The organism is Bartonella sp. CL435QHHD, assembly GCF_042195095.1.
Lineage (GTDB): Bacteria > Pseudomonadota > Alphaproteobacteria > Rhizobiales > Rhizobiaceae > Bartonella.
The window spans coordinates 168,478-185,144 of the sequence record NZ_JBHINS010000081.1 but is presented as its reverse complement, the minus strand read 5'-3'; the positions used below and the strand labels follow the sequence as shown (position 1 = coordinate 185,144).

Genomic DNA, 16,667 nt, shown 5'->3' with positions numbered 1-16,667 from the left:
TCCACATAAAATTGATGCGGTCCTAACATCATCAAAGGATCTCTCATAGGCTCCCTCCCCTCATTCTGTCCCGCCATGCAGAGCGTTAGCGCGTGCCTGTTGAATGGCATGGGCAACCGCACGACCAGTGACAACAGGATCACGGGCGCCATTGACATGCACCGTGACATTTTGATTGTGTGTGATGGTGGAGCGCTCTTTGCCTTTTGCTTCTGTGAAAGGGGAATTTGCACGCCCCGCCCCCGCAAATTGTGCTATGGGCTGGATTGGCGTTTTGCCCCCCAAAAAACTTGGCAAAAACTCTCTTAAATTAATGGACCCAATCCACCCCTTAATGCGATGAGGCAAAGATTTACAAAAATCCATCAATTGTGAGATGGTGCCCATAAAACCATCGACAATCCAACTTGCTAAATCTTCCCCAGCTTGTTCCATACCAGCCTTGGCACCCTCAGAGATGCTTTTCGCGGGCAAAAAAACTCTTCAACCATTGCCAAAAATTGGAAAGGCTTTGTTTAGCCCATCCCCAAAAGCTTCTAAATAAGCCGGCATTTCTTTGCCATACCAACTTTGCGACAATTGTACTTCCTTCACAAGCCCCCCATAACGCTGCGCCGTCTTTTCGGCTAAATAAGCCCCATTGCCCCGTGCATCCAAAGCGCCCCCCAACAAACGCGGCAAACTATTCACCACATAAAATAAAATTTCTCTTTGTTGGTCAAACGGCGTATTGCGCAATTCCACCATAAACCGAACACGGCGCACCAAATCTTGTCCCACTTCCATCACCACAATCGACGTCGCATCGCCCGATCTGGCAAGATCAACACCAAAAACATGTTGGCGCCGTCGGTCAAGCCCAATATGAAGAGGTTTTAAGCGCCCCTCACACCAATTAAAAGTAGCTTGACTTCGTTGATAATCCGATTGATTTTTTAAATCATCCACACAAGCAAAACGCAACACTGCAATGTCAGGCGCACAACAATTTTCAATCTGTAAGCGTATTAAAGCAGCCGCTTCTTGATCGGCTGGTATGGCATCTAATTTTTTAAATAGAGTTTCGTAACAGGACCAAGTCCCATTTCACGGCGCTTATTGTGGTGCGTATAGCGAAAAAACCAAGAGCGTGTATTGTCTTTTAGAACATTCAACCATAGCCCTGCCCCATCTCAATAATTTACCCTGTGAAGATGACTTGACGAATGATGCTGATAACCAATGAATAGCCCTCACTTAACGCCCCTCTCGTCCACCTCTTAGATCACCTTTAATTTCTGATTTGAGATTTTTTCTTTAATACTTAATTTTTTATTGGAACATAAAAAATTATCTGCATCAATAGCTCTTGCACATATTTACATAACTTGAATCTTGTTGCAAAAGCCCGCTCCACCCTCTGGGGGTACCATATATTTTTTAATTACGTGTAGCTTATTCATTTTCCGAGTGTTTTTAAATCCAAGAGAAGGTAGAGATGAACGTGAATTTACAAAACATGTTATTTTTATCAAACTTCTTTTTTAATGCTTTAAATTCAGCTAATTTATACCAAGGAAAATATTAAAATTTAAGTTTCTAATGAATATACTAACAACTTCATAACATTGGCAAAATTATCCGGCGGGCTATTATTAAAAGAATCAGAAAGTTTTTTGTAAATTCTTTTCACAAACATTTTCTTCAATAAAGCCACCTGATTCATCAGCCTTAACTTTAGCAAAGATATAACCAAAGTCTTCTAAAGCTTTAATGCGATAAAGAGTGTGATTATAAAATACATGTGTTTCATTTTTTAAAGCAAATTCTTTTCTTTAAAAAGGTTATAGCCTTCTATCTAACAGCGTTGTTTGCTGTAAAATTCAAATTATCTATCTGCTCAACTAAAGAACTTTTATTGTTTAGCTTTTGTGCTTTTTTCAAAGAGATGTGGGCTTTCAAGAATAAGCTTTTCTCGTGCTTTTTGTAACTGTTTAATGACCTCATCAATCTTTGACGGAGAACAAAAAGATTCTTGGCTATTCAACAAATGCAGCCTCTCCTTTCCCTCATATAAACATTGCATCTGAGATTGAAGTATTCTAACTTCTTGAAAAAAAAGACGCCCTGTTTCCTTAAAACCATTATTAAGTGCAAAAAGTTGATCAGAAATGGATAGCAGAATTTGTTTTAAAAAACGCTCATTTTCTTGGCGTTTACGATATTCTAAAATAAGAGCATGGCTTATCTCATCTAACTGTTTTTTTGTAGAATCAATTTGACGCAATAAATTTGGTTTTTCCCCCATATCACCTTTTCTCACCTTCACAAGCATAGCATGAATGTCTAACAACTTAATTGCGGAATGAGATAAATAATCAACAACTGTAGGCGTATTAACATAGTGTTTCCGTGTGATCATCACAAACTCACCTAATGACTGTTTTTTACATTCATCCTGCTATTTATTTTTCATTTTACAAAACCATTCTAAAGAAAGTGCTAAAAAACATTACCTCCAATACATTATTTGATGGAGCTCCTTCTCTCTTTTCACTATCAACGTGGAATCCGTGGAGAGAGAAAACGTACAGGTGTATAAAGAATAAGATGTGTTGTTTTCTCCAACACACTACTACCATCAGCAAGAAGGGCTTGACTAGGTGACAATTCTGTACCTTGCATAATTGTGGAAGCCAAAGAACCTTCTCGAGAAAGAGCCATCAACGTTGGTGAAGATGCAAAGACATTGTGTGCTCCCCCATCCACATGAGAGAAATCAAGAACAGCTATTCCATTTTTACGCAACATTTCAATATCTGAGCCATCGCCCACACGATGATGTCCACCCGTAAGACGTCCTGAAACCGCGAGAGCTTTATCCGTTCTGGATACTAAAATAGCTGTTGGCTGCGGGAGTTTTTTTATATCATTAAGTTGGCGCTCAAATACATCAACATCAATATCGGGTGCAGCCATTAATAAACTTGTAATACGACGAATAGGCCTATATTTTCCCTGTAAAGCTAATGTTCTAAATGCTTCCATTATAACAAAATTGCCCATAGAATGTGCAATAACCGAAATTTGATCAGCATTGGTTTCACTAATAAGCGTTAAAAGCTCTATCAATCCGTCACGGGCAAAATTAGCACTGTCACGATCATAAATATAAAGAGGAACAGATCCGGCAGAAGGCCAAGAATAATGCACAGCGACAACATTTAAAGAATAATCGTGTGTAAACTGTGCTGTACGAAATGTACCATCTGCAAAATTATTATTATACCCATGGATAAAAAGAAAAATTTCTCTTTTTCCTTTTGGCTTTTTTGCTAAAGCAGCATTTAATTGCTGTTTAAACTGTTCTTTATTATCGTATTTTTGCAATGCTACTGCTGCAAAATACTTATCATGTGTAGGTTTATACGCATTTATTTCAACAACTCCCTTTACATGTTGCTGAGGAATTCCTACGTCAACGCGATTATAATGAACTTTATTTGATCGCTCTGCACCATAAGGTTGAGCGTAATTATTTTGCATCATACGACTTGTTGCAACATACACTGGAACGATAGCTTTTGGAGAAACTGGTTTCCCTCCAACTTCCCTTTCTACGGCAGTCATAGAAGGTGTTGCATGCACCCCATGCCAAAGTACAGCACGTGAATCACTACATGCTGGCAATAAAGAAATACAAATAAGAAGTGTTAAATATCTCAGAATCATTATACTTCTCACTGCAATTTCACCCCACCTTATAAAAATATAACATTTCAAATGCATGGATAAAGTAATAAAAAACGAAACATTCTTAGAAACACACCAACAAATAACATACAAAAAAGATTTTTCTATAATACGTATAAATCCCCTCTCTCTAACATAACTTCATCTCATTATAGAGAAACTCACTGCTAACTGGTGCGGTCGAGAAGACTCGAACTTCCACGGGTTGCCCCACAGCGACCTCAACGCTGCGCGTCTACCAATTCCGCCACGACCGCACGTGGAAAGAAAAAACCTTGGTTTTTAGCCTTTAACAAATCATAAAGAAAGGTACAAGCCAATTTTCTTTTTCTCATAATTTATTTTATTCAGACGACTTATAACTTAATAGAGATTACGAGAAATATGGGCTCTACTATGACCTTTGAACCATCATCATAAAATGTGTTTGTGCCGCTTGATCTTTTTCATAATAACCATGAAAGTTTTTTGTAATTGTTGTAGAGCCCTGTTTTTGGATTCCTCTCATAGCCATACACATGTGCTCAGCCTCAATCAATACTGCTAAACCATGAGGCTTCAGATACGTTTTTAACGCGTGAGCCACTTGCGCTGTCATAGCTTCTTGAGTTTGTAAACGACGAGAAAAAATATCTACAACACGTACAATTTTTGAAAGACCAACAATTTTCTCATTAGGAAGATATGCTATATGTGCTTTCCCAATAATTGGGATCATATGATGCTCACAGTGTGAATAAAAAGGTATATTCTTTACGATTACGGATTCATTATATCCTGAAACCTCTTCAAAAACTGTACCTAAGGTTTCTTTAACAGATTGACTATAACCATTAAAAAGCTCGCGATATGCCTTGGCTATACGTTTTGGAGTATCTAAAAGCCCTTCTCTATTTGGATTTTCCCCTATCCATAAGAGTAATGTACGAATCGCTTCTTCCACCTCTTCAATACTCGGACGCTTTTCTTCAGATAAATTTGCGTCTTCTTTAACAACATTACGCATTCAAAAACTCCAAGCTTACTCTATACAAAGCATTTGCTCCATACCTATTTCATTTTGTATAATCTCTATATAAGCGAATTAAAAGTTTAAACAATCACGACTCTTAAAATTTCAGGCAATAGTGCATGATTGATAATATCTATAATGATAAAATACTTAAATATGCTGCACATATAGGCAAAATTGGGCGTCTTAATAATCCTGATGCAACATCAAGAAAACATGCACATCTTTGTGGCTCGACAATCACTGTAGATTTAAAAGTGGAAAATGGTATTATTACGGATTTTGCTCACGAAATACATGCATGTGTGCTAGGGCAAGCTTCGGCTTCACTTTTAGCATCTCATATCATCGGACAAACAACACAAGATCTTAAAATATTGCGTGAAGTTATCTACAAAATGCTAACGCAAAATGGTCCTTCTCCTCAAGCTCCATTTGAGGATTTTTCTTGCTTACAGCCCATTAAAGACTATAAAGTGCGCCATACAGCAACACTACTACCCTTTGATGCAACGATAGACTGCATTCAACAAATTGAAGAAAAATAAATGTTCAAATCACAATCTCAACAAAAAAAATTGACTCGAAATTACACAGGCACTTGGCAAAAAACACCCGGACGATTATTGGGAATTTTCTTAATACGTTTCTATCAAATAACACTTTCGAGCCTTATAGGCAATCAGTGTCGCCATGCCCCGACTTGTTCAGAATATATATATGAAGCGATTGCACGCCATGGGCTTTGGGCTGGTACATGGATGGGACTCTTTCGTATCATGCGTTGTGGGCCCTTTGGAACAGATGGCTTTGATCCAGTACCTATTTCGCTTGGAAATTCTTGCTGTTTTTATAAACCTTGGCGTTACTGGAAAATTTCTGACAAACACAACAAATAATCCTTTTCTTTTTTCATATGTATTGATAAAAAATCAGTCTATAAGCTTTTTACTCAATTTTCACGAAACCATCCGCAATCGTTAGCGGAATTGGATTAAAAGGGTGTTTTTATGTCTTGCTCTATTTCTCTTTTTTTTCCCGATGGTTCAAAACGTAATTACCCCGCCGAAATGACAGGCTTGGAATTAGCAGAATCTATTTCTAAATCACTTGCAAAAAAAGCAGTCGCCTATAGTCTTAATGGTATCACGCGAGACTTATCGGATCCATTGGGACAATCTGGTCAAGTAGAGATTATTACCCGAGAAGATTCACGCGCTCTTGAGCTCATAAGGCATGATTGCGCCCATGTCCTTGCTGAAGCAGTACAAGAACTCTTTCCTGAAACGCAAGTAACAATAGGTCCTGTTATTGAGAATGGATTCTATTATGATTTTGCACGCCAACAACCTTTTACATTAGATGATCTCACTGTTATTGAAAAGAAAATGCGTGAAATTATCCAACGCAATAAACCTATTAGAAAAGAAATTTGGTCTCGTGAAAAAGCGAGAAAAATTTTTTCTGAGAAAAAGGAATTTTATAAAGTTGAACTTATTGATAGCATTCCTGAAAATCAAGATTTAAAAGTTTATTATCAAGGGGAGTGGTTTGATCTTTGTCGCGGGCCGCACATGCAATCTACAGGGCAAATTGGGAATGCTTTCAAATTAATGAAAGTTGCAGGAGCTTATTGGCGTGGCGATGCCAATAATCCAATGCTCACGAGAATTTATGGAACAGCATTTGCAAATGAAAATGACTTAAAAGCCTACCTCCATATGCTAGAAGAAGCTGAAAAACGTGATCATCGCCGCTTGGGACGTGAGATGGACTTATTTCACTTTCAAGAAGAAGGGCCAGGAATGATTTTTTGGCACAAAAAAGGTTGGAAAATGTTCCAAAATTTAATCAGCTATATGCGTAGACGCCTTGATGATCATCAATATGCTGAAGTTAATGCACCACAAGTTCTCGATAGGTCACTCTGGGAAATATCTGGTCATTGGGGCTGGTATAAGGAGAATATGTTCAAAGTAATTCCAGCAGCAGAAGATTCAGATCATGGGAATGTTTATGCCCTTAAACCAATGAATTGCCCTGGTCATGTTCAAATTTTTAAACATGGTTTAAAATCTTATCGTGATTTGCCTATTAGACTTGCTGAATTTGGACTTGTTCATCGTTATGAGCCTTCAGGCTCTTTACATGGTCTTATGCGTGTGCGTGGTTTTACACAAGATGATGCGCATATTTTTTGTACTGATGAACAATTAGCCGATGAATGTCTCAGTATTAATGATCTTATTTTATCAACTTATGCTGATTTTGGTTTTAAAGAAATTAGTCTTAAGCTTTCAACACGTCCAGAAAAACGAGTTGGATCTGATGCATTATGGGATCATGCAGAAAGTATCATGGAATCTGTCCTTAAAACGATTGAAACAAAATTTGCAGGACAAATCAAAACAAGCATCCTTCCGGGTGAAGGAGCATTTTATGGTCCAAAATTTGAATATACATTAAAGGATGCTATCGGTCGTGAATGGCAATGTGGAACAACACAAATAGACTTTAATCTTCCTGAACGTTTTGGTGCATTCTATATTGATAAAGATTCAGAAAAACGTCAACCTGTTATGATCCACCGTGCTATTTTTGGATCAATGGAGCGTTTTCTTGGTATATTAATCGAGAATTTTGCTGGACATATGCCACTTTGGCTTTCTCCTGAACAAATTGTTGTTGCAACAATTACATCCGAAGCAAATGAATATGCCCAAAAAATAACAGCAAAACTTAAAGCTATTGGGCTTTCCGCAACAATAGATCTCCGCAATGAAAAAATTAACTATAAAATACGAGAACATTCTTTACAAAAAGTTCCCGTAATTTTGGTATGTGGCAAACGTGAAGCTGAAACAAACAGCGTAAATATGCGCCGCTTAGGAAGTACAAATCAAACCCTTTTATCTGTAGAAGATGCAATTAAACAACTCTCAAATGAGGCAACACCTCCAGATTTGCAACGTGTAATAAATGCATAATATCACAGAAGATGGTAATACGTTAATTTTTTTACTATAAATCTTCAATTTTTGTACAAAATGAAATGATTTGATATTGTAGTGTGTTTTTGTTTCATGCACAACTACCTATCACCAGAAAGAATCACGTGCTCTCTCTACAAGGTGGTTTGGTGAAAAAGTTGAATGTAAGCTATGAGCTGTTTAAATACAAACAACATAGACAATTGAATATTAATAATAACATTAATCTTTTACTTTTATAATGAAAAAATGCTGCTACTATCATGGATAGATCATTACGATAATTATAGCAACATCAAGCAAGAAGGCTGAAAACAAGATTATATTTATTAATAAAAAATATGTAAAATTAGCTGAACAATGATATGTCTTATTCGTAAGATAAGCTCTTATAAAAAGACAAGATATTGATTTATAATGGTAATATATCGTTATTCATATTAAATAAGGTTTCGAATATCATAGGCTTCTCTCGTTTTAAATATGTTTATGTTGAATCTATCAAAATCATTTGCTTGCACGAAACAAGCAGAATGAGTGTGTGGATAAAAATTATTGAGAAAGAACTTTTAAAATGCCCACAATGAACCGCCTAAAGTGCTAAGGATTGTTGCAATCATTGAGGACCGGCTATAACTATAATGATGATGCTGACTTGCTTCTTTATAAATGTAAAAATAGCAGTACTCAACGAGTTTACCATTAATCATTCACAAGGCATTATAGTAAAATAAGATTAAGAAGCCTTAAGAAACATCTCTTTAAAACAAGCACATGAATTGGTAAGCCAATGGCATTATACATCCCGCAATCTACACTGATGAGATATTGCCTTAATTTTTATAAAGCTAAATCAAAGAAAAATGGCAAAACTCAGCGTTTATTCTTTCTCCTCTTCATATTTTATCAAATTAAAAACTCTTATAAAAAAACTCGTTAAATATACACATACGATACATGACCACTCGTTGAACGTATTAAACTCTGAGCATATCCATAAAACGTCTAAATATCTACGAAACACATATAAAATAAAAAAATATTATTATTATCGTGCTCTATCAAGAACACGCTTACATTCAATGAGTTCAAACAGAATCTCTTGTAACAATGCTTTATCAGTTTTATCTTTGTAAAGATTCACAGAACCGACAGATGTTTCTCCTTCATTCCTCATGAAACTCAAAAGCCCAAAAGAAGATTTCTTAGGCTTATTACTAGCATTTTCAGAAGTTTGTCCTGCATGTTTCTTTTCTATGACCACATTCATAGCATCAAGATCACCATTACCAAATGCAGTCACAAAAGCAACACCATTTTCTTTCAAAAGGCGTTGCACACCTTTTATCGTATAACCCTGATCATATAGTAACTGCTTAATACCATTGAGCAAATCAACATCGACAGGGCGATAATAGCGCCTTCCTCCCCCACGTTTCATTGGTTTAATCTGCCTAAAACGTGTTTCCCAGAATCTTAAGACATGCTGCGGAAGCTCCAATAACTCCGCTACTTCGCTAATTGTGCGAAAAGCATCAGAGCTTTTATCCATTTTGCAACACCTTATTTAAAACAAAATAAATTACTTCACAATGACTCATTCTGTCTCAATTTCTCAACAAGATTAGTCAAAAATAAGACCATCATTGACAACTTACTCAACAGTCTTTTTCTAAAAAACAAAGACCCTTATTTTATACATTTTTTTAACAAATACCAAACATACCATGGCATTTATTTATGAGATATCATTTTTTCTGTTTTGCACGATGCGAATCTAAAATTCTCTGTTTAAGGACATTGGCAGCCTTAAACGTCACAACACGTCGCGGCGGAATAGGTGCTTCAACACCTGTTTTTGGATTGCGTCCAACACGTTCATTTTTACTGCGAACCTGAAAAGTTGCAAAAGAAGATAATTTAACCGCTTCACCTCTTACAAGTGAGTTGCAAATCTCATCCAAAACCAATTCGACTAAAGCTGCTGATTCAGTATGTGACAAGCCCACTCTTTTACAAACTACGCTCGCTAAATCTGCACGCGTTACTGTCTTACTTGTCATTATAACCACCTATTAAAATATTTAAAATTACAAAATGACTTATACGTTTTCTTGAAATATGGTCAAGTAGCCATAATTTACCAACGAATAAGAATTGCTCCCCATGTAAATCCACCTCCCATGGCTTCTAACATGATAAGATCTCCTTCTTTTATTTTTCCATCGCAAACAGCTGTTGTTAAAGCCAACGGAACTGATGCGGCAGACGTATTACCATGTTGATCAACGGTAATCACAACTTTATCTAGTGAAATTCCCAACTTTTTAGCAGATGCTTCAATAATGCGCTTATTAGCCTGATGAGGTACAAACCAATCTAGTTGTGAAGAATCCATACCTGCAGCTGCAAAACAATCATCAACCACATCCGTTATCATACCAACAGCATATTTAAAAACTTCTCGTCCTTCCATACGCAAATAGCCTGTCGTTTGTGTTGTTGAAGGTCCACCATCAACATATAGCTTATCTATATAAGCACCATTAGAGCGCAGTTTTGCAGACAATATACCACGCTCAAAAGCAATAGTCCCCTCAATTTCTTGAGCTTCCAAAATAGCGGCACCCGCACCATCACCAAACAAAACACATGTCGTACGATCTTCCCAATCTAAAATTCGAGAAAATGTATCGGATCCAATAACTAAAATTCTTTTAGCCGCTCCACATCGTAAATAAGAATCTCCTGTTGTTAAAGCAAAAATAAAACCAGAACAAACAGCTTGAATATCAAAAGCAAATCCATGGCTCATTCCCAAAGCATGCTGAATTTCAACAGCAGAAGCAGGAAAAGTACGATTCGGGGTGGACGTTGCTAAAATAATACAATCAATGTCTTTTATTGTAAGACCAGCATTTATAAGGGCGGCTTGCGCAGCTTCAACTCCTAAAGAAACAGTTGTTTCATTTTCACTGGCAATATAACGTTGGCGTATTCCTGTACGCTGAACAATCCATGAATCTGACGTTTCAACAAACTTTGCAATCTCATCATTTGATAAACTTCTTTTTGGCAAAGCACTTCCTACACCACGTATAATTGAGCGAATCATTCAGCTCTTACCTTTTCTTCAAATTTTTCATTTCTATTATAAGAGCTTATCATAAGGACTCTCCATTCATCACCGCTTCATCTTCTTGGTCAAGAAGTGTTTCTTTATTCTCATGAAACCGCCGTAAATCAGCCGTTATTTTTTTTAAAAGTCCATTATTAACCATTTCATAACCAACGCGGATAGCAGAAGCAAAACCATTAGCATTGGCACTGCCATGACTTTTTATAACAACACCATTCAAACCTAAAAGCACTCCTCCATTCACCCTATCGGGATCCATTTTATGTTTCAGTATACGAAAAGCACCTCGCGATAAAAAATAACCAAGAGATGTTAAAAAAGAACTGCGCAGTGCAGAGTTTAAAATCTCCCCTATCTGTCGCGCAGTTCCTTCTGCGGTTTTTAAAGCAATATTACCAGAAAACCCCTCTGTCACAACAACATCGACCGTTCCTTTTCCAATGTCATTGCCCTCAACAAATCCTTTATATTCCAATCCTTCTAATTGCACTTCACGCAATATCATTCCTGCTTTTTTTATTTCATAAAGTCCTTTAACCTCTTCCACCCCCACATTTAAAAGCCCAACACTTGGTCTTTCAGTGTGATATAAAGCGCGAAACATACCCGCTCCCATAACCGCCAAATCAACCAACTGACTAGCCGAGGCACCTATTGTTGCTCCAATATCTAAAACGATACTCTCACTGCGCAGTGTTGGCCAGATACCCGCAATACCAGGACGCTCAGCCTCTGCAAGCATTTTCAAACAAAAATACGACATGGCCATAAGTGCACCCGTATTACCAGCAGAAATGCAAGCATCAGCTTCACCATTTTTTACCGCTTCAATGGCGTACCACATTGATGATTTACCACGTCCATTACGAAGTGCTTGGCTTGGCTTTTCATCCATGCGTGTATAACTTTCTGTAGGGCAAAAGCGCGATACAGAATCCAAACAGGGATATTTTTTTAAAACCGGACGAACAGCCTCCTCTACTCCATAAAACAGAAAATAAATATTTGATAAATATTTTTGTACAATTGCTGCTCCTGCAATAGCTGCTTCTGGACCGTAATCACCGCCCATGACATCCACAGAAATTCTAATCACGCTTGCATATCCCACATCTTTTCATTTTTAAATACATATTATGATTTTTGGCTCCTGAACACTCACACAGCACATCTTGCGAAAACATCGCTCCGCAGAAATGCCGTTTAGCATACAAATAGATATTTTTTGTATGTTTTTACAATCACTTCCAATTTTTCAAAACAGAAAATGGAGAGAATTTTTGCTCTGCTTCTTCTAAATTTTCAACCATATTCATCTGTATCCCCTCTTTACGTGGATAATGATTAATAGACAACTCAAAAAACTCTTCCATGATTGCACCAATATCAATTTTATCATCATAAAACACTTCAGGAGTATCAAGCCCCTCCACATCTAAAAACAATTCTCCTGTATCCTCTGATATTTTAGGCTTCATCAAATTTGAATCTTCAGGAACAAAAACAACCTCAATATTTTCACAAAGGATATTTTCTAATGGTTCTAATGTAACAACACATAACTGCAGTATACGCGCTTGCAATAGACCTTTTATACGCACTCCGCGTTTTTTCCACGGGAAAATATGGAATTTTCCCTCACAAGATTTTACTTCAATTAAATTATGGTTCTGGGCTAAATGTGTACATTCTTTTTTATTTGCACAAAGATGAACCCTTATACCTTTAGCAGGTAGAGAACGTACGGATATTGGATAAGCCAAAGCAAATGTCATTTGAGGAACATTTTGAACATTCATTGACAACTCCCAAACATAAAAACGCATAAAGCACTGTGTTTTTATTTATCTCAAGTATTTATGCATTTTTTTCTTTTCTAAAGAAATTCTATATGGCATAATTTGCTTTATAACAAGGAAACTCAGTGTAAGCTACGGTAGATTAAGTTAAAATTAGAAAAAACTTGAGGTTGCCTTCTTGTCCTACATCTCAGTATAAAAAGGAGATATCATTGTTTCAAATGCCTCACATAATAGCCTTAATCAAACGTAAATTATTAATTGGTCTATCAATAGCAAGCATAGGAATGCTTGCTGGGTGTAGTCTTCTTGATTCTTCAGGTTCGAGCCAAATTTATAGAGAGGGCTATGTTCTTGATAAAAATGCTTTAAGTTCTATCTCTATTGGCTCAAGTCAAGAGCAAGTTCTTTTAACTTTAGGGACCCCTTCATTAAAAACAAAATATGATAATGAAGTTTTTTATTACATCTCACAGACACGTTATCGTGGGATGCAGTTTATGAAAACAAAGATTATTGATCGCAAAGTTTTAGCCATTTACTTCAATAAAAATAATCAGGTTGCAAAAGTTGCAAATTACGGATTACAAGACGGTCAAGTGTTTGATTTTATTACACAAACAACGCCAACTGTAACAAAAGAACATCCTTTCTTAATTCAAATTATAAAAGGCCCTGCGAATTTGCCACGCCATAACTAAATCATATAGTCTACATACCGTTTCAATATTATTAGGTCTGATACTATCAGACCTAATAATAGGGGAATTTGTAGCTCTTAGAGGCGAACTTTTTTTGCCATACTGTCGAGAACTGCATTAACAAGTTTCGGTTCATCACCTTCAAAAAACGCCTTTGCTATGTCAACATATTCATTCATGACAACCGCAACGGGGACATCTTTACGGTTGATCAACTCCCATAAACCTGCTCGTAAAATTGCTCGCAATATAGAATCAAGACGTGAAAGAGACCACTCTGCTGAAAGCTGTTGATGAAGCAGAGGATCAAGCTGCTTTTGATCTTTTACAACACCCGTTATAATCGCCAAAAACCATTGAAAATCAGCTTCAAGATACTGCTCTCCATCAATATCTTTTCCCAAGCGATAAGCCTCATACTCAGCTGCCGTTTCCAACACCCCCGAACCCACGATATCCATTTGATAGAGTGCTTGAACTGCAGCGAGTCTTGCTGCTCCACGTTTATTGGCTGAACGCGGAAAATGTCTGCTTTTTATATCAGCCATATTTAACGATTATCTCCAAATCTCTTTTTTAGAGCGATCATACATAAAGCAGCTTCAGCCGCAAAACCACCTTTATTTTTATCATCTAGTTTTGCACGCACCCATGCTTGTTCTTCATTTTCAACAGTCAAAATACCATTTCCAATAGCCAAGTGCTGATGAACAGTTAAATCCATCAATGCACGACAAGAATCATTAGCAACAATTTCAAAGTGATATGTTTCACCCCGAATAACACAACCAAGAGCAACATAACCATCATACGATATCTTATTTTTTTCAGCAAAAGCTATTGCACTTGGTATTTCTAATGCTCCAGGAACCGTTACAACATCATAACTTGCTTCAGCTTTTTGCAAAGTATTCACTGCACCTCTCAAAAGCGCATCAGAAATCCCCTCATAAAAACGTGCTTCAACAATCAATACGTGAGGCTTTTTACGTATCTCTTTCATCATAATGGAATTCCACAAAAAACGAATCAAAAAAATCAGGGTTATAAAGCATAAAATTCTGAAAACGATCAAGAAAGTTTTGGCTTATTCATCTTCTCTTTTTAAAGCTAAAATTTTTGCAGCATAACGAGCAAGTTGATCAATTTCCAAATTGACCCGATCTCCAATTTTAGCTTGTCCCCACGTTGTCATTTCGAGTGTATGGCGAATAATAAGAACATCAAAAACACAGTCCTCAACACAATTAACAGTTAAAGATGTCCCATTAAGAGCAATAGATCCCTTATTAACAATGAACGGCATAAATTGTCTTGAAACTTTTAAATAAAAACGAATTGCATCCCCTTCATTTTTTTGATCAATGATTTCAGCCAAACCATCAATATGACCAGAAACCAAATGTCCTCCCATTTCATCACCCAATCGAAGCGAACGTTCCAAATTAACAAAAGTTCCTTTTATCCATTGTGCAAGATTCGTTAAACGTAATGTTTCTTCCCACGCCTCGACAACAAACCAATTGGAATCTTCTTGTTTTAATCCTCGTTCTACAATTGTCAGACAAATTCCTGAACAAGCAATTGACGCGCCAATTGCTAAGCTTTCTATAGCATAGCGGGTAGAAATCTTTAAACGCATCCCCTGCTTTAAAGGTTGAACATCTTCAACACAACCAATATCCGTTATAATTCCTGTGAACATAATGTCTTACGTCTCCATTTATAAAAACGGTCATTTCCAAACATTCTTGTCTCAATCTCATGAAACTGCGAGAGATAATTTCCAAAATGAGGGGCTTCAATACGATTTTTGCCTAAAACAATGGGGGTATGAAAACATATCAAATGATCAACACAACCAGCATTCAAAAATTTTTCCCCTGTCTTGACGCCCCCTTCCAATAAAACACTATTAATCCCATGTTTATAAAGCATCTGTAAAAGAGCAAAGGGTTCTACACAACCATTGTTCATCTCGACCGAATAAACAGACACACCATATTGCTCCAATGCATTTTTTTTGCTTTTCTTTGAAAGATCCACATCACAAATAACCCATGTAGGAATTTTTATGGCTGTTTGGACAACTTTTGCATCAAGGGGGATAGATAAATCTGCATCCAAAATAATACGAATTGGTGAGCGCATCTCCATCCCTGGCAAGCGGCAATTGAGTTGTGGATCATCTGCTAATATAGTACCAATACCAACGAGGATAGCATTATTTTGAGCACGTAGAATATGCGTATGGGCATGAGAAAGTGTTCCACTAATTTTTACGCTGCCCTTCTCTCTTTTTCCAACACCATTATCGGCAGAAATTGCCATTTTAAAAGTAACCGCACAGCGTTGTATCTTCCTTATGCACCAATGCGTCCATAAGGATTCAAAAGCCTCTTCAGCTAAAATGCCCTCAACCACTTCAATACCCGCCGCTCGTAAAAGAGCAATACCATGACCATCAACACGCTTGTCACAATCAGTCAGCGCAACAACAACTCGAGAAACACCTGAATCAATAAGTGCATTCACACATGGCGAAGTTTTTCCATAATGCGCACAAGGTTCTAAAGTAACGTAAGCAGTCGCTCCTTGAGCCAAAGAACCTGCCATGTGTAAAGCTTGCACTTCCGCATGAGGACTCCCATGAATAGCTGTTACGCCATAGCCAACAATAAAAGCTCCCGCACCATTATCGTTTTGCACAATTAACGTACCAACAGAAGGATTCCCACCTGTAAGACCGACATGACGTTCTGCTAAACGAATAGCTGCAGCCATAAACCGTTCATCTTGCACTTTTTTATTCATCAAAACGAGATTCTGTATCCGCGATACCCTTTGACAATTCATCTATAACATCGTGAAAATCGCTTGCATTACGAAAATCTCGATACACAGAAGCAAAACGAATATAAGCAATATCATCAATTCTTTTCAATGCTTCCATCACAAGACGTCCAATTTTTTCTGAAGAAATCTCTGGTTCTCCCAAACTTTCCAGCTGACGTACAATGCCAGAAATTGCTCTTTCAATATGATCAGGATCGATATTGCGTTTACGTACAGCCACATCAACTGATCGCATTAACTTATCACGATCGAAGGGTTCACATCGTCCACTTTTTTTAGCAACCAAGAGCTCGCGCAACTGAACACGTTCAAAAGTTGTAAAACGACCACCACAAACGGAACACACACGACGGCGACGAATCACTGCGCCCTCTTCTGCTGGACGTGAGTCTTTAACCTGTGTATCCTCATATTGGCAGTAAGGACAGCGCATCCTTT

General features: G+C 37.3%; 18 protein-coding genes, 1 tRNA gene and 2 pseudogenes. 4 read left to right on the top strand and 17 right to left on the bottom strand.

Annotated features, from left to right (window positions below):
- Nucleotides 1–60: 60 nt before the first annotated feature.
- The 7 genes and pseudogenes from ACFILH_RS08145 to folE all read right to left on the bottom strand — a co-directional run bounded on the left by ACFILH_RS08145 (nt 61) and on the right by folE (nt 4,738).
- Complete coding sequence (locus ACFILH_RS08145) at nt 61–474, bottom strand: hypothetical protein (protein WP_375667628.1); 414 nt, start codon at nt 472–474, stop codon at nt 61–63.
- Nucleotides 475–519: 45 nt separating this feature from the next.
- Nucleotides 520–1,050, bottom strand: a pseudogene (locus ACFILH_RS08140) (hypothetical protein); the annotation flags it as partial.
- Nucleotides 1,050–1,236 (bottom strand): annotated as a pseudogene (locus ACFILH_RS08135) (Arm DNA-binding domain-containing protein); the annotation flags it as partial. The pseudogenes ACFILH_RS08140 and ACFILH_RS08135, both read right to left, overlap by 1 nt.
- Nucleotides 1,237–1,894: 658 nt before the next feature.
- Nucleotides 1,895–2,401, bottom strand: coding sequence for a hypothetical protein (locus ACFILH_RS08130; RefSeq protein ID WP_375667626.1), 507 nt, complete (start codon nt 2,399–2,401; stop codon nt 1,895–1,897).
- A gap of 137 nt (nt 2,402–2,538) precedes the next feature.
- Nucleotides 2,539–3,711, bottom strand: a complete 1,173-nt coding sequence (locus tag ACFILH_RS08125) for an alpha/beta hydrolase (RefSeq protein WP_375631276.1) — start codon at nt 3,709–3,711, stop codon at nt 2,539–2,541.
- Nucleotides 3,712–3,904: 193 nt separating this feature from the next.
- Nucleotides 3,905–3,989: transfer RNA gene (locus tag ACFILH_RS08120), tRNA-Leu, on the bottom strand.
- Between the two features lie 137 nt (nt 3,990–4,126).
- Nucleotides 4,127–4,738 carry a GTP cyclohydrolase I FolE gene (gene folE, locus ACFILH_RS08115; protein ID WP_273791372.1) on the bottom strand — a complete coding sequence of 204 codons (612 nt, stop codon included), beginning with the start codon at nt 4,736–4,738 and terminating at the stop codon, nt 4,127–4,129.
- A gap of 125 nt (nt 4,739–4,863) precedes the next feature.
- Between folE and ACFILH_RS08110 the strand changes: the two genes are divergently transcribed.
- The 3 genes from ACFILH_RS08110 (at nt 4,864) to thrS (ending at nt 7,731) form a co-directional block, all read left to right on the top strand.
- A complete protein-coding gene (locus tag ACFILH_RS08110; protein WP_273791373.1) occupies nt 4,864–5,292 on the top strand; it encodes an iron-sulfur cluster assembly scaffold protein in 429 nt (142 codons plus the stop codon).
- Entirely contained in the window at nt 5,293–5,643 is a 351-nt protein-coding gene (yidD, locus tag ACFILH_RS08105) for a membrane protein insertion efficiency factor YidD (protein ID WP_375667624.1), read from the top strand.
- Between the two features lie 111 nt (nt 5,644–5,754).
- Nucleotides 5,755–7,731, top strand: coding sequence for a threonine--tRNA ligase (gene thrS, locus ACFILH_RS08100; RefSeq protein ID WP_375667623.1), 1,977 nt, complete (start codon nt 5,755–5,757; stop codon nt 7,729–7,731).
- Nucleotides 7,732–8,782: 1,051 nt separating this feature from the next.
- On the opposite strand, the gene ACFILH_RS08095 is transcribed toward thrS, so the two are convergent.
- The 5 genes from ACFILH_RS08095 to ACFILH_RS08075 all read right to left on the bottom strand — a co-directional run bounded on the left by ACFILH_RS08095 (nt 8,783) and on the right by ACFILH_RS08075 (nt 12,672).
- A complete protein-coding gene (locus ACFILH_RS08095; protein WP_273791376.1) occupies nt 8,783–9,286 on the bottom strand; it encodes a MerR family transcriptional regulator in 504 nt (167 codons plus the stop codon).
- Between the two features lie 196 nt (nt 9,287–9,482).
- Nucleotides 9,483–9,797: an integration host factor subunit alpha gene (locus ACFILH_RS08090; protein WP_273791377.1), complete on the bottom strand. Its 315-nt coding sequence runs from the start codon at nt 9,795–9,797 to the stop codon at nt 9,483–9,485.
- A 77-nt stretch (nt 9,798–9,874) separates the two neighbouring features.
- Nucleotides 9,875–10,849, bottom strand: a complete 975-nt coding sequence (locus tag ACFILH_RS08085; RefSeq protein WP_273791378.1) for a beta-ketoacyl-ACP synthase III — start codon at nt 10,847–10,849, stop codon at nt 9,875–9,877.
- A gap of 49 nt (nt 10,850–10,898) precedes the next feature.
- Nucleotides 10,899–11,969 carry a phosphate acyltransferase PlsX gene (plsX, locus tag ACFILH_RS08080; RefSeq protein WP_273791379.1) on the bottom strand — a complete coding sequence of 357 codons (1,071 nt, stop codon included), beginning with the start codon at nt 11,967–11,969 and terminating at the stop codon, nt 10,899–10,901.
- 145 nt (nt 11,970–12,114) lie between these two features.
- A complete protein-coding gene (locus ACFILH_RS08075; protein ID WP_273791380.1) occupies nt 12,115–12,672 on the bottom strand; it encodes a DUF177 domain-containing protein in 558 nt (185 codons plus the stop codon).
- Between the two features lie 221 nt (nt 12,673–12,893).
- Here ACFILH_RS08075 and ACFILH_RS08070 point away from each other — a divergent pair, with 221 nt between their 5' ends.
- Nucleotides 12,894–13,373 (top strand): outer membrane protein assembly factor BamE, encoded by a 480-nt coding sequence (locus tag ACFILH_RS08070; RefSeq protein WP_273791401.1) that lies wholly within the window; start codon nt 12,894–12,896, stop codon nt 13,371–13,373.
- A 77-nt stretch (nt 13,374–13,450) separates the two neighbouring features.
- On the opposite strand, the gene nusB is transcribed toward ACFILH_RS08070, so the two are convergent.
- The 5 genes from nusB to nrdR all read right to left on the bottom strand — a co-directional run bounded on the left by nusB (nt 13,451) and on the right by nrdR (nt 16,662).
- Nucleotides 13,451–13,921, bottom strand: coding sequence for a transcription antitermination factor NusB (nusB, locus tag ACFILH_RS08065; protein WP_273791381.1), 471 nt, complete (start codon nt 13,919–13,921; stop codon nt 13,451–13,453).
- 2 nt (nt 13,922–13,923) lie between these two features.
- Nucleotides 13,924–14,379 (bottom strand): 6,7-dimethyl-8-ribityllumazine synthase, encoded by a 456-nt coding sequence (locus ACFILH_RS08060; protein ID WP_273791382.1) that lies wholly within the window; start codon nt 14,377–14,379, stop codon nt 13,924–13,926.
- An 81-nt stretch (nt 14,380–14,460) separates the two neighbouring features.
- The gene (locus ACFILH_RS08055; RefSeq protein WP_375643171.1) at nt 14,461–15,078 is read right to left on the bottom strand and encodes a riboflavin synthase; all 618 of its coding nucleotides are present in this window, start codon (nt 15,076–15,078) and stop codon (nt 14,461–14,463) included.
- Nucleotides 15,060–16,187: a bifunctional diaminohydroxyphosphoribosylaminopyrimidine deaminase/5-amino-6-(5-phosphoribosylamino)uracil reductase RibD gene (gene ribD, locus ACFILH_RS08050; RefSeq protein WP_273791384.1), complete on the bottom strand. Its 1,128-nt coding sequence runs from the start codon at nt 16,185–16,187 to the stop codon at nt 15,060–15,062. The genes ACFILH_RS08055 and ribD overlap by 19 nt, the downstream gene beginning before the upstream one ends.
- Complete coding sequence (gene nrdR / locus ACFILH_RS08045; RefSeq protein ID WP_273791385.1) at nt 16,180–16,662, bottom strand: transcriptional regulator NrdR; 483 nt, start codon at nt 16,660–16,662, stop codon at nt 16,180–16,182. Before nrdR ends, ribD begins: the two co-directional genes overlap by 8 nt.
- Nucleotides 16,663–16,667: the final 5 nt, after the last annotated feature.